The sequence below is a fragment of the Variovorax sp. E3 genome, from assembly GCF_016082275.1.
Lineage (GTDB): Bacteria > Pseudomonadota > Gammaproteobacteria > Burkholderiales > Burkholderiaceae_C > Variovorax.
The window spans coordinates 72,174-98,832 of record NZ_MOWM01000004.1; the positions used below are offsets into that span (position 1 = coordinate 72,174).

Annotated in this window: 23 protein-coding genes and 7 pseudogenes; 8 read left to right on the forward strand and 22 right to left on the reverse strand. The window is 66.6% G+C overall.

Translation table 11 applies throughout. The features are described 5' to 3' along the window. Nucleotides 1-23: 23 nt before the first annotated feature. Nucleotides 24-662, reverse strand: a complete 639-nt coding sequence (locus tag BMG07_RS02480) for a hypothetical protein (protein ID WP_198083034.1) — start codon at nt 660-662, stop codon at nt 24-26. Nucleotides 663-938: 276 nt separating this feature from the next. Between BMG07_RS02480 and BMG07_RS02485 the strand changes: the two genes are divergently transcribed. Together BMG07_RS02485 and BMG07_RS02490 are read left to right on the forward strand one after the other, a co-directional pair. Then, on the forward strand, nt 939-1,979 hold the full coding sequence (locus BMG07_RS02485) for an alpha/beta fold hydrolase (RefSeq protein WP_198083036.1): 1,041 nt from the start codon (nt 939-941) through the stop codon (nt 1,977-1,979). Between the two features lie 166 nt (nt 1,980-2,145). After that, nucleotides 2,146-2,319, forward strand: a pseudogene (locus tag BMG07_RS02490) (IS5/IS1182 family transposase); the annotation flags it as partial. A gap of 205 nt (nt 2,320-2,524) precedes the next feature. Here the strand turns inward: BMG07_RS02490 and BMG07_RS44615 are convergent. The 5 genes and pseudogenes from BMG07_RS44615 to BMG07_RS44620 all read right to left on the reverse strand — a co-directional run. Next, nucleotides 2,525-2,929 (reverse strand): annotated as a pseudogene (locus BMG07_RS44615) (tyrosine-type recombinase/integrase); the annotation flags it as partial. Nucleotides 2,930-3,484: 555 nt separating this feature from the next. Beyond that, on the reverse strand, nt 3,485-4,372 hold the full coding sequence (locus BMG07_RS02495) for a hypothetical protein (protein WP_198083038.1): 888 nt from the start codon (nt 4,370-4,372) through the stop codon (nt 3,485-3,487). A 417-nt stretch (nt 4,373-4,789) separates the two neighbouring features. Next, nucleotides 4,790-6,655, reverse strand: coding sequence for a hybrid sensor histidine kinase/response regulator (locus BMG07_RS02500; protein WP_198083044.1), 1,866 nt, complete (start codon nt 6,653-6,655; stop codon nt 4,790-4,792). A 23-nt stretch (nt 6,656-6,678) separates the two neighbouring features. Further along, nucleotides 6,679-7,365: a response regulator transcription factor gene (locus BMG07_RS02505; protein ID WP_198083045.1), complete on the reverse strand. Its 687-nt coding sequence runs from the start codon at nt 7,363-7,365 to the stop codon at nt 6,679-6,681. Between the two features lie 55 nt (nt 7,366-7,420). Then, nucleotides 7,421-7,514 (reverse strand): annotated as a pseudogene (locus BMG07_RS44620) (IS5/IS1182 family transposase); the annotation flags it as partial. A gap of 77 nt (nt 7,515-7,591) precedes the next feature. Between BMG07_RS44620 and BMG07_RS02510 the strand changes: the two are divergent. Beyond that, nucleotides 7,592-8,305: a DUF4339 domain-containing protein gene (locus tag BMG07_RS02510; RefSeq protein WP_198083047.1), complete on the forward strand. Its 714-nt coding sequence runs from the start codon at nt 7,592-7,594 to the stop codon at nt 8,303-8,305. A 72-nt stretch (nt 8,306-8,377) separates the two neighbouring features. Here the strand turns inward: BMG07_RS02510 and BMG07_RS02515 are convergent, their stop codons facing one another. From BMG07_RS02515 to BMG07_RS02530, 4 genes and pseudogenes are all read right to left on the reverse strand, one after another. Further along, entirely contained in the window at nt 8,378-8,815 is a 438-nt protein-coding gene (locus BMG07_RS02515) for a CBS domain-containing protein (RefSeq protein WP_198083050.1), read from the reverse strand. Nucleotides 8,816-8,860: 45 nt separating this feature from the next. Next, the gene (locus BMG07_RS02520) at nt 8,861-9,916 is read right to left on the reverse strand and encodes a 2-oxoacid:ferredoxin oxidoreductase subunit beta (RefSeq protein ID WP_198083051.1); all 1,056 of its coding nucleotides are present in this window, start codon (nt 9,914-9,916) and stop codon (nt 8,861-8,863) included. Further along, nucleotides 9,913-11,732 (reverse strand): annotated as a pseudogene (locus BMG07_RS02525) (2-oxoacid:acceptor oxidoreductase subunit alpha). Before BMG07_RS02525 ends, BMG07_RS02520 begins: the two are co-directional and overlap by 4 nt. Then, nucleotides 11,729-13,527: pseudogene (locus BMG07_RS02530) on the reverse strand (FAD-dependent oxidoreductase). Before BMG07_RS02530 ends, BMG07_RS02525 begins: the two co-directional pseudogenes overlap by 4 nt. Before the next feature lie 219 nt (nt 13,528-13,746). Here BMG07_RS02530 and BMG07_RS02535 point away from each other — a divergent pair. Next, a complete protein-coding gene (locus BMG07_RS02535; RefSeq protein WP_198083053.1) occupies nt 13,747-14,973 on the forward strand; it encodes a hypothetical protein in 1,227 nt (408 codons plus the stop codon). Here BMG07_RS02535 and BMG07_RS02540 read toward each other — a convergent pair. From BMG07_RS02540 to BMG07_RS43905, 4 genes are read right to left on the reverse strand one after another with little or no spacing between them, the layout of a single operon-like run. Continuing rightward, nucleotides 14,970-15,494, reverse strand: coding sequence for a ketopantoate reductase family protein (locus BMG07_RS02540; RefSeq protein WP_198083054.1), 525 nt, complete (start codon nt 15,492-15,494; stop codon nt 14,970-14,972). The genes BMG07_RS02535 and BMG07_RS02540 overlap by 4 nt on opposite strands. Continuing rightward, nucleotides 15,461-15,985: a ketopantoate reductase family protein gene (locus tag BMG07_RS02545; RefSeq protein ID WP_269758566.1), complete on the reverse strand. Its 525-nt coding sequence runs from the start codon at nt 15,983-15,985 to the stop codon at nt 15,461-15,463. The genes BMG07_RS02540 and BMG07_RS02545 overlap by 34 nt, the downstream gene beginning before the upstream one ends. Next, a complete protein-coding gene (locus tag BMG07_RS43900; protein ID WP_307866838.1) occupies nt 15,975-16,706 on the reverse strand; it encodes a porin in 732 nt (243 codons plus the stop codon). The genes BMG07_RS02545 and BMG07_RS43900 overlap by 11 nt, the downstream gene beginning before the upstream one ends. After that, the gene (locus tag BMG07_RS43905) at nt 16,673-17,218 is read right to left on the reverse strand and encodes a porin (protein ID WP_307866839.1); all 546 of its coding nucleotides are present in this window, start codon (nt 17,216-17,218) and stop codon (nt 16,673-16,675) included. Before BMG07_RS43905 ends, BMG07_RS43900 begins: the two co-directional genes overlap by 34 nt. Nucleotides 17,219-17,389: 171 nt before the next feature. Here BMG07_RS43905 and BMG07_RS02555 point away from each other — a divergent pair, with 171 nt between their 5' ends. From BMG07_RS02555 to BMG07_RS02570, 4 genes and pseudogenes are all read left to right on the forward strand, one after another. Next, nucleotides 17,390-18,262: a fumarate hydratase gene (locus BMG07_RS02555; RefSeq protein WP_198083056.1), complete on the forward strand. Its 873-nt coding sequence runs from the start codon at nt 17,390-17,392 to the stop codon at nt 18,260-18,262. 8 nt (nt 18,263-18,270) lie between these two features. After that, complete coding sequence (locus BMG07_RS02560; protein ID WP_198083058.1) at nt 18,271-18,888, forward strand: fumarate hydratase C-terminal domain-containing protein; 618 nt, start codon at nt 18,271-18,273, stop codon at nt 18,886-18,888. Between the two features lie 22 nt (nt 18,889-18,910). Next, complete coding sequence (locus tag BMG07_RS02565; protein ID WP_269758567.1) at nt 18,911-19,870, forward strand: tripartite tricarboxylate transporter substrate binding protein; 960 nt, start codon at nt 18,911-18,913, stop codon at nt 19,868-19,870. Between the two features lie 52 nt (nt 19,871-19,922). After that, nucleotides 19,923-20,677, forward strand: a pseudogene (locus BMG07_RS02570) (HpcH/HpaI aldolase/citrate lyase family protein). Here the strand turns inward: BMG07_RS02570 and BMG07_RS02575 are convergent. The 8 genes and pseudogenes from BMG07_RS02575 to BMG07_RS02605 all read right to left on the reverse strand — a co-directional run bounded on the left by BMG07_RS02575 (nt 20,664) and on the right by BMG07_RS02605 (nt 26,589). Then, entirely contained in the window at nt 20,664-21,431 is a 768-nt protein-coding gene (locus tag BMG07_RS02575) for a DNA-binding transcriptional regulator (RefSeq protein ID WP_198083060.1), read from the reverse strand. The pseudogene BMG07_RS02570 and the gene BMG07_RS02575 sit on opposite strands and share 14 nt — an antisense overlap. 44 nt (nt 21,432-21,475) lie before the next feature. After that, on the reverse strand, nt 21,476-22,312 hold the full coding sequence (locus BMG07_RS02580; protein ID WP_198083062.1) for a hypothetical protein: 837 nt from the start codon (nt 22,310-22,312) through the stop codon (nt 21,476-21,478). 35 nt (nt 22,313-22,347) lie between these two features. After that, nucleotides 22,348-22,977 carry a flavin reductase family protein gene (locus tag BMG07_RS02585; protein WP_198083064.1) on the reverse strand — a complete coding sequence of 210 codons (630 nt, stop codon included), beginning with the start codon at nt 22,975-22,977 and terminating at the stop codon, nt 22,348-22,350. Nucleotides 22,978-23,012: 35 nt separating this feature from the next. After that, nucleotides 23,013-23,234 carry a hypothetical protein gene (locus BMG07_RS41350; protein ID WP_269758568.1) on the reverse strand — a complete coding sequence of 74 codons (222 nt, stop codon included), beginning with the start codon at nt 23,232-23,234 and terminating at the stop codon, nt 23,013-23,015. Beyond that, entirely contained in the window at nt 23,234-23,452 is a 219-nt protein-coding gene (locus BMG07_RS41355) for a hypothetical protein (protein WP_269758569.1), read from the reverse strand. Before BMG07_RS41355 ends, BMG07_RS41350 begins: the two co-directional genes overlap by 1 nt. A 31-nt stretch (nt 23,453-23,483) precedes the next feature. Further along, nucleotides 23,484-24,311 (reverse strand): amidohydrolase, encoded by an 828-nt coding sequence (locus BMG07_RS02595; protein ID WP_198083158.1) that lies wholly within the window; start codon nt 24,309-24,311, stop codon nt 23,484-23,486. 100 nt (nt 24,312-24,411) lie between these two features. After that, nucleotides 24,412-25,381: pseudogene (locus BMG07_RS02600) on the reverse strand (Bug family tripartite tricarboxylate transporter substrate binding protein). Beyond that, nucleotides 25,378-26,589: a PLP-dependent aminotransferase family protein gene (locus tag BMG07_RS02605; protein ID WP_198083066.1), complete on the reverse strand. Its 1,212-nt coding sequence runs from the start codon at nt 26,587-26,589 to the stop codon at nt 25,378-25,380. Before BMG07_RS02605 ends, BMG07_RS02600 begins: the two are co-directional and overlap by 4 nt. Between the last annotated feature and the right edge of the window lie 70 nt (nt 26,590-26,659).

Consider the following 26,659-nt stretch of genomic DNA (forward strand, 5'->3'; position numbering starts at 1 on the left):
ATGTCGCCAGGGCGAGGCTTGGCCTACTTCTGGCCGGCGTAGTTCTCGCCGTAGTTCGGGATTTGTCCAGCCATGTTGGCCGCCGCCGTGTCTCTGCGTTTCGCACTTCGCTCCGCGCGGCGCTGATCTACAGGCGCCTTCACAACTGCGGGTGGCCTGGGGTCGCCTTCCGCGGAGCGGAAAGACTTCGTCGCTGAGCTGCCTTCAGACTTGCGTGCTTGGCGAGACTTTTCCCGTTCATCGCGGGACACCTTTGCTTTGGCTGCTGGAATCGGATCACCTTCGCCGGGTTTGAACATCCGGGCTGCGTCCGCGCCCTGCGCATGGCGCTCGGCCCTTGCACGGGCCTTTTCGTCTTGTGAGACCGTTTGCGCAAGGACGGTCGAAGGCTGAATCAGGCACGCAATGGTGCTGACAATGAGTGTGATGGCAATTCGTTGCATAGCGACTCCAAAGAAAAGAGGGGGCATACCGCGCCAAACCTGGAACAGGATGCGCAGCGTCGATCTTTGACGCGATGCCTGCGATGTACCACTGCCCTGAAGAGTAGCTGCGGCTCTTCCAAACGGGCGAAGGCAAACCACGTTCTGTTCCAACTTGCCGGCATCGAGCACGGCGTGACGACGCCCGAGCGCGCGTTTGTGTTGGCTGCGCAGCAGCATGTCTATCCGTTTGGGGGGATGAGCGATTGGTGAGCAATGCACAACACCATGGAGCCTCCGACATGCCTATCGGCTGCGGATCCTGGCACCTAGGATTGCGCGGGCCTTCGCGTTCCTGAGGCAAGCATCCGGACCTCGAGGGCGCGCGACTTTTCAATTTCATGCACCACTCAAGGACGGACAGCTTCGTATGACTTTTTCAGTGACTACTGTGACCAGCGAACACCAAAAGACCGAGCGGACATGCGAGCTTGGCGTTGGCGAGGGGAAATCATCATGACCGGGGACATGAGTTTCAAGCGCCGTGGACTTCTGCGCGGTATCGTCGCGGGGATGGGAGTCGCCGGACTGGGCTTGGTCGCCGGAGGTGCTCGGGCGTTCAAGCTTGGCGAACCGCGTGCACTCGGTTCGCCAAGCTTGAAAAACGTGAATGCCGGAGTCTTGAATATCGCCTACTACGAAGCTGGACCTGAAAAGGGGCCAGCGGTGGTGCTGCTGCATGGGTTTCCATACGACATCGAGGCGTACGCCGAAGTCGTACCCATGCTGGTGTCTGCTGGCTGCAGAGTGGTCGTTCCCTATTTGCGAGGTTTCGGCCCCACCCGATTTCTGAGTTCAGAGACACTACGTTCGGGCGAGCAGGCAGCGCTTGGCGCGGACCTGCTGGCACTGCTCGATGCCTTGAAGTTGCCGCGTGCGGTGCTGGCGGGGTACGACTGGGGCGGCAGAGCGGCTAGTGTCGTGGCCGCCCTTTGGCCGGAGCGCTGCGCAGGGTTGGTTTCCGGCAACGGCTACGCAATCGTCGACTCGTCCACGGTGGGCATTCCGGCGAAACCCGAAGCCGAAATTCCGTTTTGGTGGCAGTACTATTTTCAGACCGAGAGAGGGCGCGCCGGCTACGAAAAGTATCGACGTGAATTCAACAGACTGTTCTGGAAACAGTGGTCACCGACCTGGCAGTTCGACGATGCGACCTTTGCGCGCACCGCCGCATCGTTTGACAACCCCGACCATGTCGATGTTTCGATTCATTCGTACCGCCACCGATTCGGTGCAGTCAAAGGCGACCCCGCCTATGCCGAGTTCGATCGCCGGCTTTCGTTGCAGCCTGCAATATCGGTGCGGACGGTGACGCTCGATGGTGCAGACGATGGCGCTCATGGACCTACCGACGGATCGGCTCAAGCCGCAAAGTTCACGGGGCCTCGCACGCACCGTGTAGTGGCGGGGGCGGGACACAACCTGCCGCAAGAGGCACCGAGGGCCTTTTCGGACGCCGTACTCGAACTCGTTCGCGCCGATCGACGGACACCGTGAGCTTTCGAGACGCTGCTTGACCCTATAAAGTAGCCGTAGCTATGTGTAGATCGTTACTGCGAAATCGCTGCGAGATATTCTTTAGTTAGGGATTCGCTGATCAATGAGTCGCGACAGGCTCGGCCCATGCATGTGTGAAGACATCGCAAATCGTAGGATCACGGACATGAGTCAACGCAATTTTGCCAGTGCCGAGTACGCGATGAAGAACAAGCGCACACGGCGCGAGAAGTTTTTGGCCGACATAGAACGCGTTGTGCCGTGGGCGCGATTGGTCGCCGTGATCGAGCCTCTGTACCCCACGAGTGGGTGCGTCGGTCGACAGCCGATCGAGCTGCCGTCAGGATAGCGAACTCTAGGGCGCGAGCCGCCGTTCCTGCGCGCTGCCGCAAGTTGGCCATGAACTGTTGCATCTCGTCGATTGGGACCGCGCGGTGATGCTGCACCTTCTGAATCTTCATTGGTGCAGCCAGGACCTTGTCCAGGTGGCCTTTCCAGCGCGCCGGGTTTTCGCCGGAGCGGTACTTGCGCACGGTAGCCCAATCCAGTACCGATTCAATGCGGCCGCGCAAGCGTGAGGCCGTCTCGTTTTTGGTCTTCCAGATCGGCTCGAGACAGAGTAGAACGTGCTGCAGGTCAATGTCCTGCACCAGCAGGCGACCCAGATGGGGTGAGGCATAGGCCTTGAGGGTGTTCTCCCACTGCTGGCGGTGCTTGGGATTTTTCCACTCGTCTGATTTGGACTTGATGAATTCGGTCGTGCACCAATCGAAATCCTTCTCGGCCGCCTGGCGGGCAAGCAGGGCGCTTCTCTGGGCGCGCTTCGAGGTCAGCGGGTCAAGGCCTTGGCGAACCAGCCTGTGCATCTCGCGGGCTTTCTCGCGGGCCTCGGCCAGACCGACGTCGGGGAAGGGCCCCAGGCCAACGTCGCGGCGCTGCTCACCGACCATGATGCGCAGAACCCAGCCGCGGTGCCCGACTGCGACGCGAAGGTGAAGTCCGGGAGTGCCGCCCACGGCATGGCGTCCTCGGTCTTGATGGCGGCTACAGCACGAGCTGAGAGTTCAGTGGCGATCTTGGGTAAGGGAGTGGTTCCGTTGAACTATCTTGTCCCACATTGTGCCCACATAAAACATCGGCCGTCATCGGTATTGATCGGATCGGGTCGGACTGTTCTAGGAAAAATGTCTTTTAAAATCAACTGGTTATGGACTGCATCGGACTGCATCGGATAGGGGGTCTACGGACACACTCTCCGCCAGAATTGATCCTTGGCAGTTTTTGAAAGTCCCGCGCAGTCCACGCGACGGGACTTTTTCATTTGGGGGGTGCGTCCTTTTGAGTCCGACGCGATCTGCGATAGACCACCCCTAGCTGCGAAGCTCCAATAGGTTGTATCCGGTGTTCATCCGGATTGGGTTTGAGCGACTGGAAGTCGCCAAACATCCAATCGACTCAGGACGGACAACGGCCCGGCGTTCCGCTCGCGCGAGTTCCAGGCGACTCTAGGGCAAAAGAACAGCGCCTCCGCGGTTCAGGTCCGCAAGCAATACGCCCTGAACATAGACCGCATATTCCGCGAAGGTCATCGCGGCACCTCCGCTCGCACTGGTCGGAATGGTCAAGCCCGAGTAGAAGAATCCTTGACTCGCTTGGTCGTTGAGCCGGGCGAGTCCTTCGGGTGTGTTGATATCGACCGGACCTCCAGGGATTTCATCGGAGAAGCGATAGGCGATCGCCGCGGGGCGGCTGCTGTCGAGCTCGTAGGCATTGAAGACGCCTCGAACGGGCTGTCCACTGCGGTTGGCGAAATACTCGAAGTAGCCTTTGTAGCGGAACCCCGATTGGCCGCGGCTGCCGAGTTGCGGCTTGGGATCGGAGACGACCGGATCGAACGCGTAGCTGTAGATCGTCCCTGCCGCTGCAGAGCTCTTGACGACGATCGCATTCACGCTCGGGCTGAGACCCCACTCGGTGTTCAGGAAGCGATAGCCCTCCTGTCCCAATGTGTTCAGTTGGGCGATGAGGTCCGCGGGCATCATCTGGTCGAAACTGAATTTTCGATAGGTGTAGGTGGCCGGTTGACTCTCGTTCTTGACCAGGATGAAGCTGGCCTTGCGGATCGCGTTGAGAGAGTCGTCCAGGGTTTGTGTTTCCCCGACCAGGTTGTGCAGCACATAGCCGTCCGCGCCCTCGGCTTCCAGCCGTTGCAGCAGCGCGGTGCTGGCCTGGTCCCAGCCATCGCGACCGGAGAATACGAGCGTGAATTCCTTGTAGCTGTACTTGTCGCTGGCAGCTTGCGGGTTGACGTAGAGAGAGTTGCTCCCAACGGTGCGCAGCCGGACGCTGCCCTTGGCGCCCTGGTCGTTCAACTGCTGCACGACGGCCGGCACCGAAGCGATGTAAGAGTCCTTGTCACCGTTCCATGCGGACGGAAGGGTCTCGTATTGTGCTGGCGCAGGTGTTCCGGGTTCCTGTGTTCCCGGCTGCTGCGTTCCGGGTCCCTGAGTTCCAGGACCTTGCGTTCCGGGACCTTGCGCTCCCGGGTCGCCTGTCCCGGGTCCGGAAGGTCTCACGGGGATTCCAACGCCGCCACCACCGCTTCCACCGCCGCACGCGCTCAAGGTGAGCGCCACGGTCAAGAGTGCCAAAAAGAATTTCATCTTCATAAGATTCCCTCCGTTCTTAAAGTCAAAACGCAGAGCGGCCCCTGAGGAAGCTCTGTCGGAGGGAATGCTAGGGAGCGCCCGGCATGGCGGCTAGTGACCAAAGTCAAGTTTCGCCTCTTCGTTACAAGCCTGCGCGCGTGGCTACGTCACGGGTTGGCCGAGGTATCGATTCGTTGGAGAGAAGTTCCTTGCATGCTCCTTTGTCGATGCCAATTCCGACATCGCTTGCAGCAGGGTGGCTGCGCTCACCGGCTTGAACAGCATCGGAACCCCTGATGTCTGTGCACGCCGCAGCCGTTGCGGGGCGGTCTCTCCGGTGATCAGAAGCAGGGGAATGCCGAGCTGAAAGCGCTCGAGCAGGCGCAGGCCCACCGCCAGTCCGTCCTCCCCGCCGGCGAGCCGGTAGTCGCACAGCAACATCGAGAAAGGACTGCTTTTCGCATCCTGATGCGTCAACACTTCGACCGCATGGGACTCGTCGCTCACGGTCACGACATCGACCGAGTGCGCGCGCAGCAGCGCCGTCATGCCCACGCGAATATCCGCCTCGTCGTCGATCAGCAGCACCGGCCCGTGCAGGTTCGGCACGGCAAGGTGGTGCTCCCCAGGGGCATCCAATTCCGCCAGGAGCAGTTCGGTGGGCGCCGTCAGGGCCGGATCGGCTTCCGGCAGGACAATCCGGAAATGCGTGCCCCGTCCCGGACGCGAGTGCACCACGAGCGGGTGGGACATCAGGTGCGCCAGGCGTTTGACGATCGACAGCCCGATCCCGAGTCCACGCACCCGGTCACGGCCGGGGTTGTCGACCTGATAGAACTCCTCGAAGATGCGACTCAGCTGTTCGGGTGCAATGCCGATGCCAGTGTCGCGAACCTCCAGCCACACCCTGTCTCCTCGCCGCCGCGCGGCCACGCTCACGCCACCCTGATGGGTGTACTTCAAAGCGTTGTCTACCAAGTTGGACAGCAGGCGATACAGCAGTTGGAGGTCGCTGCGTACCCACATGCCGCTGGCACGTATGCGCAGCTGCAAGCCCTTCTGTTCGGCATGCGGGGCAAAGGTCTGATTCAGGACAAGAAGCAATGCGTCGAGTTCCAGCGCGTGCGGTTCGGACACGACCACGCCTGCATCAAGATGCGAAACATCGAGCATCGTGTCCAGCGACGAGCCCAGCGCATCGACGGCACGCATCAGGCGCGCGGCATTCTCTTTTTCAGGGTGGTCGTGCAGTGCGTTCTCCATGGCCGCGCCGAAAAGCGCGATGGCATGCATCGGCTGGCGCAAGTCGTGGCTGGCCGCGGCAAGAAAGCGGGTCTTTTCAGCGCTGGCGCTCTCCACGGCGGCGATCTGCTCGCGCAGCCGGGCAGCCAGCGCTTCGTTCTCGAACTTCTGTATCAGCGAAGCTGTCAACCGCCTGTTCTGCTTCACTCCCTCGTGCAGCGTCAGCATGAGATTGGCAAAACTGAAAAACGCCAGGAACCAGTGCAGCGTGCCACCGTGCCAGATCAATGCGAGGATCAGCCCGCTCATGATGGGGATGCCGCAGCCGAACATGGCCGCCTTGATCGGCCAACGCGCCTGAACGGCCCGGGTCCAACTGACCATGATCACGACGATCACGAGGGTCGTCAGCTCCGGGTTCTGGATGAGCACAAGGAACAAGGCACACGGCAGTGCCGTTGTCATGCTGATCAGCGTGACGATGCATGTGTACCGGCGCGCCCAGTAGTGGCTTTCGGACAAGGGAGCGTTCGGCTTCCACCGCGGAGCAAACAACGCATACACGTTCACCAATACGACGGCAGCGACCATGCCAATCACCAGCAGGTGGTGGATCGGATCGATGTTGAAGTACCCGAAGATGCCGATGGCAATGGCAAAGCCCATGTGCGCACATATGGCCGTCGTGTACCCGACATAGACCGAGGCAACGTGTTCGCGAAGCACTCGATTGTCCAGGTCAGCGGCGACCGCGGTCTGATGCATGGATCGGGCAGCGTCACTCATGAATTGAGCCCTTCTCTCGTGGCTCACCGCAGGCTCGTAATCAATTGCGCCCGCGATCGCACGCCGAACAGCAGGAGAATCGTCGAGACATAGTTCTTCACTGTGCCTTCGCTCAACTCGGCCAGTTGTGCGATTTCCTTGTTGGTCTTGCCTTCCAGAATCATCTGGAGCACGCGCGTCTGGCTTCCCGTGAGCGAGCCCAAGGCACTGGTGTAGGAACGGCGTGGAGCCTTGGAGACCCACTTGAATGTGTCTGAAAGGCCATCGACAACGTCACTCCCGAGCAAGCCGCAGGCACGGATGAAGCTCACGACCTCCTTGAGGTTTGCCGACTTTGGCAAGAACGCGCTGGCGCCGAGAGCCAACACACTCTGCGCAATGACGCTTTGAACCAACGACGTGGTTCCGGCGCCCGACAACGCGACGACACGGGCCGCGGGATAACGCCCAAGGAAGGCGGACACGCCGCTGAGACCCTTGGTGTCAGGGAGTGCCAGGTCGAGCAATACCAACCCGATGCTCGTCTGAAAGCGCTCGTATATCGCCATCGCCTGCTCCAGGCTGTTGGCCTCGAACACCTCGACCGCAAGCCCATTGGGCGAGGCTTGCGCCTGAAGCAGGGCTCGCACACCCAAGCGCACAAGGTCATGATCGTCCACGATCAGGATGGATGACGATCGAGTCGACGCAGGAGGGCTCATGATGCGCATGTTAGGTTCATGAGTCGTCGGGCGAAAGTGACTAAAGTAAGTTCACATTCGGTGCACCCAAACGCCCGAGCAACGCGCGACCTTCGGGTCGCATCGTGCGCCTGGCCCGGCGACAACGAGAACGTGACGGCCGTGCGCGCGTCCGCGGCGCAGGAGATGGATCGAATGCAACGGTCATGGAATACTCGGCCGATCCAACTTCAAAAAAACAGAGGGGCGATCAAATATGGATATCCACGTCAATCGGAACGGCCAGGGTTTCGGCCCCTATGAATCGAACGAAGCCAAATCGTTGTACGCGCGAGGAAATATTGCGGCAACGGATCTGGTCTGGCATGACGGAATGACCGAGTGGCAAACGGCCAGGCAGTTGTTCGGTGAACGCCCCATCCCGTCGGTTGCGCCTCCCATTGCGCCTCCCCATCCGGTGCCGCCCCGCCAAGCGCCGCCCGTTCCCGGGTTCGAAGCACCGCGATCCTCGTACGCAAACCAAACGGCGGTGCCGGATATGCAACTGCAATCGCCGCCCAAGCTGCATTGGGCGTTGGTATTGCTCTTCGGCGTACTGAGCTTCGGTATTTTTATCGCGGTCTGGGCGTTCGTGCAGTCGACCTGGGTGCGCAAGATAAACCCCCAGTCCAATGCCACCAACTACCTGATTGGCTACGTGGCTTTGGCTGTCGTCGGCGCAGTCATGGGCGAAGCGGATTCGTCCGCAACGCAGGGGCTCGGAGTCTTGCTTCAGCTCGCGTCGTATGTCCTCTTCTACTGCGGGTACTACTCGATGAGGCGCTCGATGATCGACTACTTCAACAAGGTCGAACCGATCGGGTTGCAGCTTTCCGGCGTCATGCTCTTTTTCTTCAGCGTTCTCTATCTGCAGCATCACATGACGCGCATTGCTGAATGGAAGAAGACTGGAAACATCACGCCGCAATAGCGAAATAGCGCAATGACATCGATCCGTTGTCACGCCGCGTGCGCCGACGTGACTCGCTGATCGGGGCCCAGGCTAACCCAGCGCGTCGTTCACCTGCTCGCGAAACTCGGTCAAGCTGACCGCCGCGCCGATCTCCCGCGGCAGCGCGTCGCGCACCGAGAACACGCCGAGGATCTTCGTTCCCGCCACCAGCGGCAGATGGCGAAAACCCCGCTCGAGCATGAGCACCACGGCGTCGGACACCAGCGTCTCCGGTGGCACGCAGATCGGGTTCGGGGTCATGACTTCCCGCACCGCCGTGCGATCGGGGTCGAGCCCCCGGGCCAGCACGCGGGTCATCAGGTCGCGCTCGGTCAGGATGCCCAGCAGGATGTCGGGCAGCTCCATGACGAGCACGCTGCCGCAGTTGGCGCGCGTCATCACGCAGGCGGCATCGCGCACGCTGGCCTGCGGGGCCAGGGTGATCACATGCGTGCGCGAGATCGATTGAAAAACGGTGCGCTCGGCCATGGTGCGCCCTCCAGAAGAGCCGTCTATGTTGCCGCTGGCCGCCGCTCAGCGCAAGGAGTCGTTGAGCCGCGCCAGCGCGCCCGCGCCCGGACACAGCTCCGCCGCCCCCAGCGCATTGAGCGGCCGGTCGCTGGTGTTGAGCGCCGTGTGCAGGTCGGTGGCCAGCGGGTCGACATAGAGCAGCCCGGTCACCACCTCGCCCATTTCCTGGTGCCGCTGCATGTAGGCCATGGCGGCGTAGCGGTCGCCGGGGTTGTAGTCGGGGTGCAGGCTGCGCAGGCGCAGCAGCGTGCCGTCGTGCTGGCGCACGTCGACCACTTCGCCCGGGCCCATGTCGACAGTGATCTCGTCGCGCCCGCTGATGAAGTCGATGCGGCTCACGGCTTCGTTGTGCTCGCGCACATAGTCGTAACTTTTCGTGCTGCCGGGGTGGTTGTTGAAGGCCACGCAAGGGCTGATGACGTCGATGAAGGCCGAGCCGCCGTGGCTGATCGCGCCCTTGATGAGCGGCACCAGCTGCGCCTTGTTGCCCGAGAAACCACGCCCAACGTAGCTGGCGCCCAGCTGCAGCGCCATGGCCACGAGGTCGACCGGGCTGTCGGTGTTGACCACGCCCTTCTTGCTCTTGGAGCCCTGGTCGGCCGTGGCGGAGAACTGGCCCTTGGTCAGGCCGTACACGCCGTTGTTCTCCACGATGTAGGCCATGCGCACGCCGCGCCGCATGGCATGCGCGAACTGGCCCAGACCGATGGAGGCCGAGTCGCCGTCGCCCGACACGCCCAGGTACAGCAGGCTGCGGTTGGCCAGGTTGGCGCCCGTGAGCACGCTGGGCATGCGGCCGTGCACGGTGTTGAAGCCGTGCGATGCGCCCAGGAAGTAGTCGGGCGTCTTGGAACTGCAGCCGATACCCGACAGCTTGGCCACGCGGTGCGGTTCGATGTCGAGCTCCCAGCAGGCCTCGATGATGGCGGCCGAGATCGAGTCGTGCCCGCAGCCGGCGCACAGTGTCGAGATCTTGCCCTCGTAGTCGCGCCGCGTGTAGCCGACCTTGTTGGTGGCCAGCGTGGGGTGGCGCAGCCGGGGCTTGGCGAGGTAGGTCATGCCGCCTCCTTCGTCGGATGAACATGCGCGTCGATCGCCTGCACGATGAAGCGCGCGGTAATGGGCGTGCCGTCGAAATGCAGCACGCGAATCAGCTTCGCCGGATCGGCGTCGAGCTCGTTGACCAGCAGGCTGCGCATCTGCGCGTCGCGGTTCTGCTCGACCACGAAGACCTTGTCATGCCGCGCGATGAATTCCACCACGCTGTGCGGAAACGGAAAGGCGCGCAGCCGCATCGCATCGAGGTGCGTGCCGCGTGCTTCCAGCGCGTCCAGCGCCTCGTGCATCGACGGGCTGGTCGAGCCGAAATAGAGCACGCCCAGCGAGGTCTCTTCGGCGGCGGGACGCAGCACCGGCTGCGGCACCAGCGTGGCCGCGGTCGCGAACTTCTTCAGCAGCCGCTCCATGTTGTAGATGTAGTCGGGCCCGCGCTCCGAGTACCGCGCATAGGCGTCGCGCGTGGTGCCGCGCGTGAAGTAGCTGCCCTTGCTCGGGTGCGTGCCCGGCAGCGTGCGCCAGGGAATGCCGTCGCCGTCCACGTCCTTGTAGCGGCCGAAGTCGCGGCCGGCTTCCAGCTCTTCGGCGCTCATGACCTTGCCGCGGTCGTAGGCCGCGCTGTCGTCCCAGGCAAAGGGCTCGCACAGGCGTTGGTTCATGCCGATGTCCAGGTCGGTCATCAAAAACACCGGCGTCTGCAGCCGGTCGGCCAGGTCCAGCGCCGCCGCCGCGTGCGCGAAGCACTCGTGCGGGTCTTCGGGGAACAGCAGCACGTGCTTGGTGTCGCCGTGCGAGGCATAGGCGCAGGCCAGGATGTCGGCCTGCTGCGTGCGCGTCGGCATGCCGGTCGAGGGGCCGCCGCGCTGCACGTTGATGAGCGTGACCGGAATCTCCGCGAAGTAGGCCAGCCCGATGAACTCGGCCATCAGCGAAATGCCCGGCCCCGAGGTCGCGGTGAAGGCGCGCGCGCCGTTCCAGCCCGCGCCCACCACCATGCCGATGGAGGCCAGCTCGTCTTCCGCCTGCACGATGGCAAAGCGGTGCTGGCCGGTGGACGCATCGACGCGGAACTTGGTGCAGTACTTCTGGAAGGCCTCGGCCACCGAGGAGGAGGGCGTGATCGGGTACCAGGCCGCGACCGTCGCGCCGCCGTACACGCAGCCCAGCGCCGCCGCGCTGTTGCCGTCCACGAAGATGCGTTCGCCCACCCGGTCGGCGCGCCGCACCTGCAGGCCCACGGGCTCTCGCAGGTTCTCGCGCGCGAAGTCGCAGCCCAGGTGCAGCGCCTGCACGTTGGAGGCCAGCAGCTTCTCCTTGCCCTTGTACTGTTCGCCGAACAGCTTCTCGACCACCTCGGGCTCGATGCCCAGCAGAATGGCCAGCGCCCCCACGTACACGATGTTCTTGAACAGCTGGCGCTGGCGCGGGTCTTGATAGACGGCGTTGCAGATCTCGGTCAGCGGCATGCCGATGACGCGGATGTCGTCGCGAAACTTCGAAGGCGGCAGCGGCCGCGTGCTGTCGTAGAGAGGTAGCCGCCCGGTGCCAGCTCGGCCACGTCGGCGTCCCAGGTCTGCGGGTTCATCGCCACCATCATGTCGGTGCCGCCGCGCCGGCCCAGGTGCCCCTCTTCGGTCACGCGCACCTCGTACCAGGTCGGCAGGCCCTGGATGTTGCTCGGGAAGATGTTGCGCGGGCTCACCGGCACGCCCATGCGCAGGATGGCCTTGGCGAACAGCTCGTTGGCCGAGGCCGAGCCCGAGCCGTTGACGTTGGCGAACTTGATGACGAAATCGTTGACCGCTTCGATCTGCTTCATGCGGCCACTCCCTGCCCGGCCGGCGTCATCTTCAGCAAGAACTTCTGCATGTCCCAGGCGCCCGTGGGGCAGCGCTCGGCGCACAGGCCGCAGTGCAGGCACACGTCTTCGTCCTTGACCATCACGCGGCCCGTCTTGAGCCCGCCCGACACGTACAGGTCTTGCGCCAGGTTCAATGCGGGCGCCTTGAGGCGGGGCCGCAGTTCGGCCTCGTCGGCGTTGTCGACGAAGTTGATGCAGTCCATCGGGCAGATGTCCACGCAGGCGTCGCACTCGATGCAGGCGGCCTCGGTGAACACGGTCTGCACGTCGCAGTTCAGGCAGCGCTCGGCCTCCTTGAAGGCGGTGGCGGCATCGAAGCCCAGTTCCACCTCCACGCGGATGCTGGCCAGCGCCGTCTCGGCCTTGGCCCACGGCACCTTGTAGCGCAAGTCGTTGGAGGTGTCGTTGTCGTAGCTCCACTCGTGGATGCCCATCTTCTGCGACACCAGGTTGGTCATGGGCGCGGGGCGCACATAGACCGGCTCGGCGCGCAGCAGCTTGTCGATCGACACGGCGGCCTCATGGCCATGGGCCACGGCGGTGATGATGTTCTTGGGTCCGAAGGCCGCGTCGCCGCCGAAGAAGATGTTCGGCACGTTCGACTGGAAGGTGTCCTTGTCGAGCACCGGCAGGCCCCACTTGTCGAAGTCGAGGCCGCAGTCGCGCTCGATCCAGGGGAAGGCGTTTTCCTGGCCCACGGCCACCAGCACTTCGTCGCATTCGAAATACGCCTCGGGCTCGCCGGTGGGCTCCAGCGAGCGGCGGCCCTTGTCGTCGTACACGGCGCGCACGATCTCGAAGCGCATGCCCACCAGCTTGCCGTCTTCATGCACGAAGGCCTTGGGCACATGGAAGTTGATGATCGGAATGCCTTCGTGCGCGGCGTCTTCCTTCTCCCAGGGCGAGGCCTTCATCTCCTCGAAGCCGCTGCGCACGATCACCTTCACGTCGGTGCCGCCCAGGCGGCGTGCCGAGCGGCAGCAGTCCATGGCGGTGTTGCCGCCGCCCAGCACGATCACGCGCCGGCCGATGCTGCTCACGTGCCCGAAGGACACGGAGTTGAGCCAGTCGATGCCGATGTGGATGCTCGCCGCCGCTTCCTGCCGGCCGGGAATGTCGAGGTCGCGTCCGCGCGGCGCGCCGCAGCCGACGAAGATCGCGTCCCACCCTTGCGCCATCAGGGCCGTCATGGAGTCGATGCGCTCGCCGCTGCGGAACTCCACGCCCAGGTCGAGCACGTAGCCCGTCTCTTCGTCGATCACCGACTCGGGCAGGCGAAAGCGCGGTATCTGGGTGCGGATGAACCCGCCGGCCTTGGCTTCGCCGTCGAACACCGTGACTTCGTAGCCCAGCGGCGCGAGGTCACGCGCGACGGTCAGTGACGCAGGCCCCGCGCCCACGCAGGCGATGCGCTTGCCGTTCCTGGGCGCGACCTCGGGCATGCGCGCGTGCACGTCGTCCTTCATGTCGGCGGCCACGCGCTTGAGCCGGCAGATCGCCACCGGCTCGGGCGCTTCCGCGTTGCTTTCTTCCACCCGCCCGCGCGGCAGGCCGGCTCGCACGGCCGGTCGCAAGTGCGCCCCAGGATGCCGGGAAAGACGTTGGAGGCCCAGTTGATCATGTAGGCGTCGCTGTAGCGGCGCTGCGCGATCATGCGTATGTATTCAGGTACGGGCGTGTGCGCCGGGCAGGCGTACTGGCAATCGACGACCTTGTGGAAATAGGCCGGGTTGGCAATATTCGTTCGCTGCAACGCATATCTCCTGGCTGTCGCCTGGAGCCCCGGAGGGGCCGGCGAGTGGCTGTTTCGCGAGTATGCGCCGCGTGGGCGGACGTGTGGGCTTGGTGGAATCCCGCACGCAGGAGCCGCTCCGCCCGCGCGCGCGTGCGTGCGTGTCATGCGCCGGCGCCCCGGTGACCGGCGGCCCTGCGACGCATGCCCTCGCTATACTGAAATGCGGAGGGGAGTTGCATGCTGTCATTCATTCGTCGCCTGTTCCAGAGGCAGCCCGACGCCGCTCGCGTCGCCTCGCTCGTCCTCGGTAGATTGCAGCAGCAGTTACCCGGCGAGACCCTGGTGTTCGACCCGGCGCAATACCTGATCCGCCGCACCGGCAACGGCGTGATCTACCTCAACAACATCTACCGCGACTACTGCCAGGCGGCGCCGTCGCGCCGAAGCGAAGAGATCGCGCGTTTCGTGCTCGGCGTCGTCGGAAGCGGCGAGCAGCCCGACGATCTTGAGGCCGCAAGGCCGCGCCTGCTGCCCGTGCTGCGCTACCTGGCCGGCCTGGACCTGCTGTGGATCCCCAACGAAGACCTGGCCAAGCCGCACACGCCGAAGATGATCTGGCGTCCGTTTTCTCCCGCGCTGGGCGTGGCCGTGGCAATCGACAGCGAACATTCCATCGCGCAGGTGGGGCGGCCCGACCTCGAGCGATGGGGCATCACGTTCGACGAGGCGTTCGCCATCGCGGTGGACAACCTGCGCCACAAGGCGGCCCCGGCTTTCACGCAGGTCAGCCCCGGCCTCTACATGTCGCACTACGGCGATTACTACGACGCCGCGCGCGTCCTGCTGCAGGAACTGGCCTGGCAACTGCCCCTGGCGGGGGAGCCCGTGGCGATGATGCCCAACAGGGTCTGCCTGCTGCTGTGCGGCGCCGACGACCCGGCCGCGCTGGCCGACATGGTGGGCAGGGCGCGGCAGATCCTGCGCGAGCAGTCGCGGCCGCTGAGCAGCGAGATGTTCAGGCTGCGCGGCAACGCGTGGGCCCCGTGGAGCCCGCAAGGCGAGGCCGGCGGCGCGCTGGCGCAACTGCAGCGCGAAGACCGCATGGCCGACTACGCCGAGCAGAAGGCGGCGCTCGAGAAGGCGCACGAGGCCGCGGGCATCGACGTGTTCGTGGCCGCGCACACGCTGATCCAGCGCAACAGCGACGGCGCGTTCCTGAGCTATGCCGTGCTGCCCAAGGGCGTGGACACCTGGTTGCCCGAGGCCGACCTGATCGTTCTCAGCGAATCCGCCGAGGGCGAGCCCACGATGGTCTCGTGGGCCCACTTCGTCGAGCACGCGAGCCATCTGCTCGAACGCCTGTCTTTTGCCGCGCCGCGATGGAAGGTGCTTGGTTTTCCCGAGGGAGAGTGCCTGCGCAAACTCCGGCAGGTCGCCACGAACTGGGACGACGCCAAGGTCTAGCCGGGCACGGCGTACAGCCCCGCCTGTTGCGCCCGCATGCCCGCCAGCGCGAAGACGCTTTCCATCTGCGGCACCGGTTGCTGCAAGGCCGACGCGCATTCGAGCGCGGCGCCCAGGATCGCATCGAGCTCCACGCAGCGGCCGGCCTCGAAGTCCTGCAGCATCGAGGTCTTGATCGCGCCGAGCTTGCGTGTCTGCGCCATGCGTTGCGCGGTGTCGATGTCCAGCGCGAGGCCCAGGCGCCGGCCCAGCGCGATGCACTCGTCCATCACGCGCGCGAAGAGCCGGTGCATGCCGGGGTCGTCCAGCATGCGGCCGGTGGTCACGCCGGTCAGCAGGCTCAGCGGGTTGGCGCAGGCATTGCCCAGCAGCTTGAGCCACAGCTCGGCGCGCATGTCTTCGCTCACGACCGCGCCCAGGCCGGCGTCGGCCAGCACGGCGGCCCAGCGCTCGGCGCGCGCGGAGCGCCCGCCCGCAGGCTCCCCGATCACCACGCGCCCGCCGGCACTGTGCACCACCACGCCCGCGCCGGGCAATGGCAGGAGGCCATCACGCTGCCGCCCAGCACCTGCGTCAGATCGATGGCGTGCTCGATCGCACCGCCGGGGTCGACACTGCGCAGGCGCAGGCCCGACAGCGGCTGGCCGGGCACCATGAAGTACCACCACGGCAGGCCGTTGCCGACCGGCAGCACCGTGGCGCCGCCCGCGAGCAGCGGTGCCAGCGCGGGCGCCACGGCCGGCAGCGCCTGCGACTTGAGCGCCAGCACCACGAGGTCGGGCGCTTCCATCTCCAGCGGCGACGCGGCGGCATGGACCGCGATGCTGCGCTGCGGCCCCGTGCCGCTCGTGTAGCGCAGGCCGTGCGTTCGCAGCGCATCGAGCGTGGCACCGCGCGCCAGCAGGCTGACCGAGTGGCCCGCCTCGGCCAGCCGCGCGGCGAAGTGGCCGCCGATGGCGCCCGCGCCGACGACCGCAATCCGAAGCGAGGCCGGCATGGCCTCAGAAGGCATGGCGCAGGCCGAAGTCGTAGCCCGTCGATCGCTTCGGCGTGAAGGCCCCCGTGACATAGGCCGGCCCGCTCACCGAAAGCGACGCACCGTTCTTGTTGTCGATGCGCGCCACGCTCGCATACAGCGCCGTGCGCTTCGACAGGTGATGCACGTAGCTCAGCGCGAGCTGGCTCGCCTTCGGGTCCGGCGTGCCGCTGAACGGGCGGTTGTAGTCGTAGCGCACCCTGGCATACGAGCCGCGGATCACGCCCGGCCCCACCGGCACGTTGACGCCGAACAGCGCACCCGTGAGATCCACATCCGACGACGTGGCGGACGTGGAGGACGCCAGGCCGGTCACGATCGTCCGGTTCTTGATGCGCGTCACCTCGCCGAAAAGCTTCGCCATGCCCAGGTCGTAAGAGGCGCCGAGGTTGAGGGTGTCTTGCCGCAGCGTGCTCCCCGCGAGGTAGTCGCTCAGCAGCGTGTTGCGGCTGAAGGCCACGGCCACGTTCAGCGGCCCCTGTTCGTAGCCGAAGCGCCCGCCCATGAAGCGGCCCGAGCGCGTGTCGGTCGCGGCGGGCGTCAGCACGCCGGGCGACGTGCGGTTCTTCTCGTTGAAGGCGTACTGCACCTGCCCGTAGAAACCGCCCAGGTTCGCCGGCAGGAAGTACGCCACCATGTTGCTGCTGCGCGCATAGGCATTCGTCAGCACGGCGGACACGGGCGGGTTGCCCGGCACCTGCGTGCCTGCGGCACGCCCATCTTGCTCATGGCCGTGCCGGCGCGGTAGAGCAGGCTCACGCCCACGCCGTTCACGCCCAGCGGGTCGAACACGAAATCGTTGGTGAAGGTCGCGTTGATGTCGCGGCCCAGCCGGATCTCGCCGAAGCCGCCGGACAGGCTGACGGTCGAGCGGCGCGCGAAACTCTGGATGCCTTCCTGCCCCGAGTCGTTCGTGATCGACGACTCGAGCCAGAAGCTCGCGGCCAGTCCGCCGCCCAGGTCCTCGGTGCCGCGAAAGCCGACGCGGCTGGACGCCAGGCCCGAGTTCGACAGCACGCGCTGGCTGGCGGTGCGGCTGCCCTGGTTGCGGTAGAACGGATTGGCCGGCGTGGCCGACTTCGCGTCCTCCGACCGGTTCGAATAACCGCTGATGCCCGCATCGACCACGCCGAACAGCGTGACCGATGACTGGGCGCAGGCCGTACCGGCGAGGCCGATGGCGGCAAGGCCCATCGCAAAACTCTTCATCGCTTGTCTCCTCCATGTAAGTTGGGGAGCGCATTGTTGGAGAAGCGATGGCATCGCCGCAAACGAAACGTTCAGACTTTTCTACAGGTGAAAACTTCGAAGAATGCGCTTGAACACTTGCCTGCGACGGCGCATCGTACGGGCCATCGAGACAAGCGAACCCACGTAAACATGGCCATCGACAGTGCCACTCTTCAACGAGTGACGGCGCAGCTCTACGAGCGCTCCCTGAAGAAAATTCCCGACGACACGCGGGCCGCGCTGCAGCGCGCCGAAAGCGCCGAGACCGGCGCCACCGGCAAGCACACGCTGAAGATCATGCTGCAAAGCGCCGACGCCGCACGGCAGGGCGACGAGCTGGTGTGCACCGACGTCGGCATTCCCACCTACAGCATCAAGATCGGCACGCGCGTGCAGTTCGAGGGCCCCGTGCGCGAGGCCGTCGTGCGCGGCTTCGCCGACCTGGTGCAACACATCGACCCGCCGATCCTCAAGATGGTGACCAACCCGCTCACGCATGCGCGCAGCTACGCGGGCAAGGACATGCCGCTGCTGAGCTTCGACGTGATCGACGACGCCGACTACATGGAGATCGTCTGCGCGCCCAAGGCCATGGGCACCGGGCGCTGGGAAGCCATCGACGCCTTCGTCTACCCGACGCTCGAGCAGATCGAGAAGTTCGTGCTCGACACCGTGCTGCGCGCGGGCTCGCAGCCCTGCCTGCCGATCGTGGTGGGCGTGGGCATCGGCGGCACCTTCGACTACGCGGCGCGGCTGGCCAAGGAATCGGTGCTGCGCCCCTTCGGCCGCACCAACCCCGAGCCCATCCTCGCGGCCATGGAAAAGCGCCTGCTGGACGCCATCAACGCCATGGGCTTGGGCCCCATGGGCACCGGCGGCGACGCCAGCGCGATGGCGGTGCACATCGACTACGCGGCCAGCCACGGCTTCGTGCCGGTGGCCGTGTGCTTCAACTGCTGGATCAACCGCCGCACGGCGGCGCGCATCTACAACGACGGCCGCGTCGAAGACCTGAACTGGTAGGCCGCGCGATGCTCCACACGCTCCAACTTCCTCTGACGCGCGACAAGGTGCGCGAACTCGCGGTGGGCGACATGGTCACGCTGGACGGCGACATCACCGTCAGCATCGGCCTGCCGACGCACCAGCGCATGGCGCAGGCCGTGGCCGACGGCCAGCTGCTGCCGGTCGACCTGCGCGGCGGCGCCTTCTTCCACCTGAGCACCTTCGTGCGCGAGAGCGCTGAAGGCCCGGTGCCGCTGTACATGAACCCGAGCACCAGCACGCGCTACAACGCCTGGATGCCGACGCTGGTGCGCGGGCTCGACCTGCGGCTCACGGGCGGCAAGGGCGGGCTCGACGCGGCCTCGGTGCAGGCGCTGCGGGACACCGGCTGCGTGTATCTTTCCTTCCTCGGCGGCGGTGCGCCCCTGCTGTCGCGCGGGTTGCGCCGCGTGGTGTCGTCGCACTGGAACGAGTACATCTCCCAATTCCGGTTGCTGACCTTGAACGTGGCCTCGCTCGGCCCGGCCACGGTAGCGATCGACGCGCACGGCAACAGCCTCTACGACCAGTTGCGCGAACAGGCGCAGGCCCGCATGCCGCAGTTGCTGCAGCGCCTGGAAACGGCCCGCAAGGCATCCCTTTAGAAAACCTCAGGAGACTTCGAGAATGAACAGGAGACATTGGCTCCGCGCGAGCCTGTGCGCCGCCGGCGTGGCCACCACCCTTTCGCCGGTGGCCGCATGGGCTGCGGGCGGCGCATGGCCGAACCGGCCGATCCGCATGGTCGTGCCCTTTCCGGCCGGCGGCAGCACCGACATGGTGGCGCGCTACCTGGCGCAAGGCCTGGGCGAAAAGCTGGGCGCGCCCGTGATCGTCGACAACCGCGCCGGCGCGGCCGGCAACATCGGCACCGACGCGGTGGCCAAGGCGTCGCCCGACGGCTACACCATCGGCCTGGTCACCTCGGGGCCGCTGGTGAACAACAAGTTCCTCTACCCGTCGATGCCCTTCGATGCCGACAAGGACCTGGCGCCGATCGCGCTGGTCTGCGAGATCCCGATGGTCTTCGTGAGCAACCCCGACCAGCTGAAGGTTCGCAACCTCAAGGAGTTCATCGACGCGGCGCGGGCCAAGCCCGCTGCGTTCGCGGTGGCCACGCCCGGCAACGGCACCATCGGCCACCTGGCGCTGGCCGACCTGTCGCTGACCACCGGCGTCAAGCTGCAGGACGTGCCGTACCGCGGCGACACCCCCGCGCTCACCGACCTGCTGGGCGGCGTGGTGCAGGCCATTTCCGCGCCGGTTTCCACCTTCATTCCGAACATCCAGGCCGGCAAGCTGCGCGGGCTGGCCGTGACTTCGCAGACGCGTTTTCCGGGCCTGCCCGACGTGCCGACCGCGAAGGAGCAGGGCATCGACCAGACGGCCACCGTGTGGTTCGCGATGGTCGGGCCGGCCGGCATGCCGGCGCCCATGGTCCAGCGGCTGAACGCGGAAATCAACAAGCTGCTCGAGTCGCCGCAAGGCAAGAGCAAGCTGCAGCAGTACGGCGGCGTGGTCGCCAGCGGCGCGCCCGAATTGCTGCGCCAGCGCATCAAGCCGACGGCCAGAAGTGGCAGCGCGTGATCAAGACAGCGCAGATCAAGCTCGACTGAAGAACAAAGGCAGGCGCATTCCCATGAACAGCAGCAGCACCAGCACAACCGCCGCGCAACTCGGCACCTTCGTCAAGACCGGCTCGCCGCAAACGGTCGAGGTGCTCGGCACCACCGGGCTCGACTTCGTCGTGGTGGACGCCGAGCACGCCCCCTTCGACCGCGGCCTGCTCGACCTGATGGTGATGGGCGGCCGCGCCGCGCGCATTCCGGTGTTCATCCGCATCCCCGAGATCAACCCGGCGGTGATCCTGTCTTGCCTCGACATCGGCGCCGCCGGCCTGCTGGTGCCGCACGTCGACACCCCCGAACAGCGCGCGAGGTGGTGGCCATGGCGCGCTACCGGGGCGGGCGGCGCGGCTACTCGGGCGGCCCGCGTTTCGCGAGCTACGCGAGCCTGGGCATGGCCGAGGCGCTGCGCCTCGGCGACCAGGCGCAGATCATCTGCCAGATCGAGAGCGCGCAAGCCGTCGACGAAGCCCAGGCCATTGCCGACGTGCCCGGCGTGGCCGGCCTGTTCGTGGGCCGCGCCGACCTGGCGCTGTCGATGGGGCTCGAAGACCCGCGCGCGCCCGAGGTGCTGAAGGCCACGCAGATCGCGCTGCAGGCCGCCACGCGCGCGGGCAAGCTCGCCGGCATGCACGTGGGCGGCGCGCCCGAGCGCGACCAGTTCATGGCCGAGGGCGCCAACTGGTTCGTGGTCTCGTCCGACCAGACCTTGCTGCGGCAGGCGGTGCAGGCTTTTGCCGGGCCGCCCAAGGCGTCTAGAGCGCGCTGAGCCGTTCGGAGATGCGCTGCGCCATCTCCTGCATCGGCGGCAGGAATTTCTTCACCGCCTGCTCTTCGCTGACGGCCGAGGCGATCCACGTGAGCCCGGCGCTGGCCACGGCCCGGCGCCCTTCGAAGATGGGCACGGCCAGCGTGTTCGAGACCGGCTTGACGCCGGGCACGCGCAACGCGTAGCCCTGCTGGCGGATCTGCCGCAGCATTGCCTGCACGGTGCGCGGCTGCCCGGCCACCGCGTCTTCCGGATCGCCCGAGACCTTGAGGATGTCGAGCAGCGCGCGGCACTCCTGCGCCGTGCAGGCCGCGAGGTAGACCCGCCCGAGCGCGCGGGTCATCAGGCTCAGGCGCATGTTGATGCTGGAGTGCAGCAGCGACAGCGGCGAGCTGGGAATGGTGCTGTAGCGGATCACGACCGCGTCGTAGTCGGGCACCGCCAGCGCAATGGGCCACTTCAGCTTGCGCGTCAGGTCGTCCATCGGCCGTATCGCGGCCTCGACGAGGCGGGGCTCGCCGTGGTAGCCCGAAGACAGCTGGCGCACGCCGGAGGTCAGGCTGTAGGCGCCGTACTGCGGCGCGCGCGCCACCAACCCCTTGCCCTGGAGCGTCTCGAGCAGGCGGATCAGCGTGGGCTTGGGAATGCCGGTCTGGCGGTGCAGCACGTCGAGCGTGGAGACGGGCGCGCGGTTGAGCGCGGCCAGCACGTCGACGGCGCGCTCGACGGCGCGAATGGGAGTGAAGGATGCCATGGAGGGCGCAGTTTAGGCCGCGCCGACCGCGCACCTGCCGCGCGTCAATCGGCCTTGCGCCGCTCGTAGTCGCCCGCGTTGGCGACCCAGCCCTTGTCGATGAAGTCGTGGCGCGGCGGCGAGAACACGTCGATCAGCAGATGGCGCCCCGGGCCGACGCCTTCGGTGGTGTGCACCAGCAGCGCCGGCACCGTGATCATCGAAGGCGAGGGCGCGTGCAGGTGCTCGTCGTCGCGCCACTGGTCGGCGTTGCCGCCCCAGTTCACGCGCAGGTGGTGCACGAAGTCGCCCGCCATCGCCAGCGAGCCCTGCTCGAAGTCGGCGTGGTTGTGCGGGCTCAGCTGCGTGCGGTCGCGCGGGCCCTGGTACTCGACCCAGTTGATGCTCAGCGTGTCGGTCTGGAACATCTTCAGGCGCGGCTTGTCGGCCGGTGGCTGGATGGTGTCGACCTCCATGACCTTGATGGCCGGCGGCGCCGATGACGTCGATGCCGCGCGGCGCTGGTAGTCGTTGCCGACCGGGCGCAGGCGCGCGTCGGGCACGGTGTAGTCGGCTTCGTTGCGCGCCACGCCGGGCGCCAGGTCGGGGCGCGACGAAGCGACCAGCGCGGCGCGGCCCGCGCCCGCCAGGCGCACCGTGACGCTGCCCGCCGGCAGCACGCAGACGCTGCGGCCCGGCACGTCGCGCACCTCGGCGCCGGCATGCACGGTGGCGCCGCCGTCGGGCAACAGCAGCAGCATCTCGCTGAGGCTGGTGGCTTCGACCGGGGCGGCGCCCTCGATCCATTGGACCTGGAAGTTCTGTCCGCGCGCCACCGAGCCCGGCGGGAGTTCGTGGACCGCGGCGCTGCGCACGCCGGTTTCGGCTGTGGTGTTCGTCATCGTGTGTTCTTTCGTTGTCTTGTCTGTCGAGATGCTCAGTCGCGCCGCGGGCTCGGCCGCGACAGCTCCACCAGCGGGCCGACCGATGCGTACTGGTTGCCGCCCAGCCGCGTGAGCGGCAGCGTGCGCGCCACGTCGAAGCGGCCGCTCGGCTCGATGAATTCGGGGTCGAGGTGAATGCCGACCACGCGGCCGAACACCACGTTGCTGACCGTGTCGCCCGGGCCCTGCGGCTCGATCTCCACGATGCGCAGCAGCTTGCATTCCATGCTCGCGGGCGAGCGCGCCACGCGCGGCGGCCGCACCTTCTGGCTCGGCGCTTTTTCCAGCCCGGCCAGCTCGAACTCGTCGGTGCCGTAGGGCGCGTCGAGCGAGCTGATGTTCATCGGGTCGCGCAGCTCCCAGGTCACGAGGTTGGTGACGAACTCGCCGGTCGCGCGCACGTTGGTGATGGTGTCCTTCTCATGCCGGTCGGCCGGCGCGTTGCAGGAAAAAATGACCACCGGCGGCGCCGTCGAGACCAGGTTGAAGTGCGAGAACGGCGCGAGGTTGACCCGGCCCTCGGGGCTCATCGTGCTGATCCAGCCGATGGGCCGGGGCGCCACGATGGCGTTGAAGAGCGTGCGCTTGAAGTTGGGGGTGTTGTCGGGGTCGATGAACAGCATGGGGGCTTCTTCTTTCCTTCGTGCTTTCCTGCGCTTCAGCCCGTGGTCGGCGTGTCGTCGCGGAACAGCGGCCGCAGCGTGCGCAGCGCATAGAGCCAGCCGCCGTCGGCCTGGCGCACGACCGTCTCGCGCACGTCGGCGATCATGATCGCGGGCCTGGAGGGCAGCACGCCTTCGCCGTCGGCGGCGTACAGGCTCATCACGTAGTTGCAGTCCACGCGGTCCGGCGACACCGGCACCGCGCGAAAGTTCTGCACTACGTGCAGCGAGGTGCGCGCGCCGCGCGCCTGCCGCGCGTGTAGAAGTCGGCAATGGCCGCGCGGCCGGTGCGCGACTTCTGGCTGGTGGTGAACACCGCGTCGTCGGTGTAGTAGGCGTCGGCGTTCTGGCCCCAGTTGAAGTCGACCTCGTACCAGTAGTCGACGGCCAGCGCCTCGAGCGCCTGGCGAAGCGCGAGTTTTTCGGTGTGGTTCATGCGTGTGGCTCCCGTGCCGGTTCGGTTCGATTCAGTCTTGCCAGTAGAGGCGCGTGGGGTTGTCCACCAGCAGCTTGTGCAGCACGGCAGGGTCGTCGGAAAACAGCGGCAGCAGGTCGACCAGCTTGCCGTCGTCAGGCATCTCGCGCACGCTGGGGTGCGGCCAGTCGGTGCCCCAGAGCACGCGGTCGGGCGCGGCCTCGATCAGCCGGCGCGCAAAGGGCACGGCGTCTTCGAAAGGCAGGCCGGGGCCGGCAGACAGCAGGTGCGAGGTGCGCTCCGCGCCGCTCACCTTGACCCAGCAGCGCTCGTCCTTCATGAGGTCGAGCAGCGCGTCGAAGGGCTCCTGCTGCGGGCCGCTCTCGGCGAGCACGCGGCCCATGTGGTCGATCACGTAGGGCAGCGGCAGCGCGTCGAGGAACTGGCGGTACACCGGCAGGTCTTGTGGGTCGAAGTGCAGCACCAGGTGCCAGCCCAGTGTCTTCACGCGGTGGGCCAGGCTGCGGATGGCGTCCAGGTCGGGCGCGCCGCCCAGGCGCCGCACGAAGTTGAAGCGCAGCGAGCGCACGCCGCCTTCGTGCAGCGCGCGCAGCCCGGCGTCGTCGATCGACGCGGGGGCCATCGCCACGCCGCGGTAGGTGTCGGGCGACTGCGCGATGGCATCGAGCATCGCGCTGTTGTCGTGGCCGTGGATGCTGGCCTGCACCAGCACCACGCGCTCGATGCCCAGCAGCGCATGCAGCGCGCGCAGCTGCGCCGCCGGTGCGTCGGTCGGCTCGTAGGTGCGCTTGGGCGAATACGGAAAGCGCGCGCCGGGGCCGAACACGTGGCAGTGCGCGTCGCAGGCGCCGGGCGGCAGCCGGTAGGCGGGCCGGCTGGGGTTGGGGTGCGGCGGCGGGTTGACCTCAGGGGGGCGGGTGTGGTGGTGTCTGTCATGGTGCTGTTCGTGCGTTGTCTCTTCACTCGGCCTTGAAGCCGGAACGTTTGATGGGGTCTTCCCAGCGCTTGTACTGGGAGGCCTGCGTGCTCGCGAGGAGCTGCGAGCCGCCGTGGTCGGCCACCATTGCCAGGTTGAGCAGCTTCTCGCGCACGTCGGGCAGCGCGAGCGCCTGCGCCACGGCCTTGTCGATGCGCTCGGTGACGGCGGCCGGCATGTTGGCGGGCCCGTAGAGGCCGAAGAAGTTGTCGACCACCACGTCGATGCCCGACTCGCGCAGCGTGGGCACGTCGGGCAGCGCGGGCGTGCGCTGGGCGCCGGTCACGGCCAGCACGCGCAGCTTGCCGTTGCGGTGCATCTCCACCACTTCGGCCGGGCTGTCGATCATCAGCGGCACCTGGCCGCCGATCAGGTCTTGTATGGCGGGCGCGCCGCCCCGGTAGCACGTGCAGCAGCGGCACGCCGGTTGCCTGCGCGATCACCAGGCCCGCGAAATGCGGCACCGAGCCCGCGCCCGAGGTGGCGTAGGTGGCCTGCGCGGGGTGGGCCTTCATCCACGCGAACATCGCCTTCACGTCGCCGGGCGGCACGGCCGGGCCGACGGACACGGCCAGGTCCAGCGTGGTCAGGCGCGACACCGGCGTGAAGTCTTTCACCGGGTCGTAGCCCAGGCTGGTCGGGTAGAGCCACGGCAGGATGGTGAGCGCGCCGCCCGGGGCAATGGCCAGCGTGCGGCCGTCGGGCCGCGAGCGCCGCAGCTCGCTGAGCGCGATGCGCCCGGCCGCGCCGGGCCGGTTCTCCACCAGCACGTTGGTGTTGAGCGAAACGCGCAGCTTGTCCGCCAGCAGGCGCGCGACCGCGTCCACGCCGCCGCCGGGCGGAAAGCCCACCAGGATGCGCGTGGGCGTGTTGTCTTGTGCCCATGCCTGCGGCAGGGGCGAGGCGGCCGCCGCGAGGGCGAGCGACATCGAGAAGTGGCGGCGTTTGATCATGGGGTGTCTCCTTGTCTTGTGTGTGTCTGGCCCGGTGCCGTGTGCAGCGCCTGCGCCAGCAGTTCGATGCCCCGGTCGATCTGCGCGGGCGGCGCCGTCACGAAGGACAGGCGCAGCAGGTTGTGGCGCGAGCGGTCGGCAAAGAACGCGAAGCCGGGCACATACGCCACGCCGAGCTCGACCGCGTGCGCCAGCAGCGCCATGGCATCGACGCCCTCGGGCAGCTCGACCCAGAAGAACATGCCGCCGGCCGGCACGCGCCAGCGGCAGCCCGCGGGCATGTGGCGCAGCAGCGCGGCCTGCATGGCGTCGCGGTGATCGCGGTAGCGCGCGCGGACCAGCGGCACGTGCTGCGCCAGGAAGCCGTCGCGCACGATCTGGTAGACCACCTGCTGGTTGAAGATCGGCGTGTGCAGGTCGGCCGCCTGCTTGGCCTGGACCAGCTTGGGCATCAACGACGGGGGCGCCACCAGGTAGCCCAGGCGCAGGCCCGGCGCCAGCACCTTCGAGAACGAGCCCAGGTACACGCTGCCCTCGGGCCAGTGCGAGGCCAGCGAAGCCGGCGCGGGCGCGTCGAACCAGAGGTCGCCGTAGGGGTTGTCCTCGACCAGCGGCAGGCCCATGCGGCGTGCCTGCGCGGCCAGTTGCGCGCGACGCGGCGCGCTGATGGAGCGCCCCGTCGGGTTCTGGAAATTCGGCACCAGGTACAGGAAGCGCGCGCCTTCGGCCTGCGCCAACGCCTCGGGCAGCGGGCCTTCGTCGTCGTTCGCAATACCGAGGTAGCCGGCCTCGTAGGGGTTGAAGGCTTGCAGCGCGCCCACATAGGTCGGCGACTCGACGGCCACCACGCTGCCGGGGTCGAGCAGCACCTTGCCGACCAGGTCCAGGCCCTGCTGCGAGCCGTTGGTGATCAGCACGTCGCCGGCGCCGATGTTCAGGCCCTGCGCGGCCAGGTCTTGCGCCACCCATTCGCGCAAGGGCGCGAAGCCTTCCGTCGAGGCGTATTGCAAGGCTTCGCGCGGCGACTGCCGCAGCACGTGCTGTGTCGCCTCGCGCACCGTGGACAGCGGAAACGCATCGGGCGAGGGCAGTCCCCCCGCCAGCGAGATCACCCCGGGCCGGGCCGCGAGATTGAGGATCTCCCGGATGATCGACGGCTGGATGCGCTGGGCACGGCGGGCCAGCTGGAACGGGGGCGAAGAACTCATGCGGCGTTGGATTCCGGTACGCGAAAAGAAGAAGCGTCCGATCCTTCGCATGACACGGGGCCCGAGACGA

What these genes read in the sequence shown, in the direction of transcription:
- BMG07_RS02480 (WP_198083034.1), bottom strand. Translation starts at nt 662, where the DNA reads ATGCTGCTGCGCAGCCAACACAAACGCGCGCTCGGGCGTCGTCACGCC.
- BMG07_RS02485 (WP_198083036.1), top strand. Translation starts at nt 939, where the DNA reads ATGACCGGGGACATGAGTTTCAAGCGCCGTGGACTTCTGCGCGGTATC.
- BMG07_RS02500 (WP_198083044.1), bottom strand. Translation starts at nt 6,655, where the DNA reads ATGAGTGACGCTGCCCGATCCATGCATCAGACCGCGGTCGCCGCTGAC.
- BMG07_RS02505 (WP_198083045.1), bottom strand. Translation starts at nt 7,365, where the DNA reads ATGCGCATCATGAGCCCTCCTGCGTCGACTCGATCGTCATCCATCCTG.
- BMG07_RS02510 (WP_198083047.1), top strand. Translation starts at nt 7,592, where the DNA reads ATGGATATCCACGTCAATCGGAACGGCCAGGGTTTCGGCCCCTATGAA.
- BMG07_RS02515 (WP_198083050.1), bottom strand. Translation starts at nt 8,815, where the DNA reads ATGGCCGAGCGCACCGTTTTTCAATCGATCTCGCGCACGCATGTGATC.
- BMG07_RS02520 (WP_198083051.1), bottom strand. Translation starts at nt 9,916, where the DNA reads ATGACCTACCTCGCCAAGCCCCGGCTGCGCCACCCCACGCTGGCCACC.
- BMG07_RS02535 (WP_198083053.1), top strand. Translation starts at nt 13,747, where the DNA reads ATGCTGTCATTCATTCGTCGCCTGTTCCAGAGGCAGCCCGACGCCGCT.
- BMG07_RS02545 (WP_269758566.1), bottom strand. Translation starts at nt 15,985, where the DNA reads ATGCCTTCTGAGGCCATGCCGGCCTCGCTTCGGATTGCGGTCGTCGGC.
- BMG07_RS43905 (WP_307866839.1), bottom strand. Translation starts at nt 17,218, where the DNA reads ATGAAGAGTTTTGCGATGGGCCTTGCCGCCATCGGCCTCGCCGGTACG.
- BMG07_RS02555 (WP_198083056.1), top strand. Translation starts at nt 17,390, where the DNA reads ATGGCCATCGACAGTGCCACTCTTCAACGAGTGACGGCGCAGCTCTAC.
- BMG07_RS02560 (WP_198083058.1), top strand. Translation starts at nt 18,271, where the DNA reads ATGCTCCACACGCTCCAACTTCCTCTGACGCGCGACAAGGTGCGCGAA.
- BMG07_RS02565 (WP_269758567.1), top strand. Translation starts at nt 18,911, where the DNA reads ATGAACAGGAGACATTGGCTCCGCGCGAGCCTGTGCGCCGCCGGCGTG.
- BMG07_RS02575 (WP_198083060.1), bottom strand. Translation starts at nt 21,431, where the DNA reads ATGGCATCCTTCACTCCCATTCGCGCCGTCGAGCGCGCCGTCGACGTG.
- BMG07_RS02580 (WP_198083062.1), bottom strand. Translation starts at nt 22,312, where the DNA reads ATGACGAACACCACAGCCGAAACCGGCGTGCGCAGCGCCGCGGTCCAC.
- BMG07_RS02585 (WP_198083064.1), bottom strand. Translation starts at nt 22,977, where the DNA reads ATGCTGTTCATCGACCCCGACAACACCCCCAACTTCAAGCGCACGCTC.
- BMG07_RS41355 (WP_269758569.1), bottom strand. Translation starts at nt 23,452, where the DNA reads ATGAACCACACCGAAAAACTCGCGCTTCGCCAGGCGCTCGAGGCGCTG.
- BMG07_RS02605 (WP_198083066.1), bottom strand. Translation starts at nt 26,589, where the DNA reads ATGAGTTCTTCGCCCCCGTTCCAGCTGGCCCGCCGTGCCCAGCGCATC.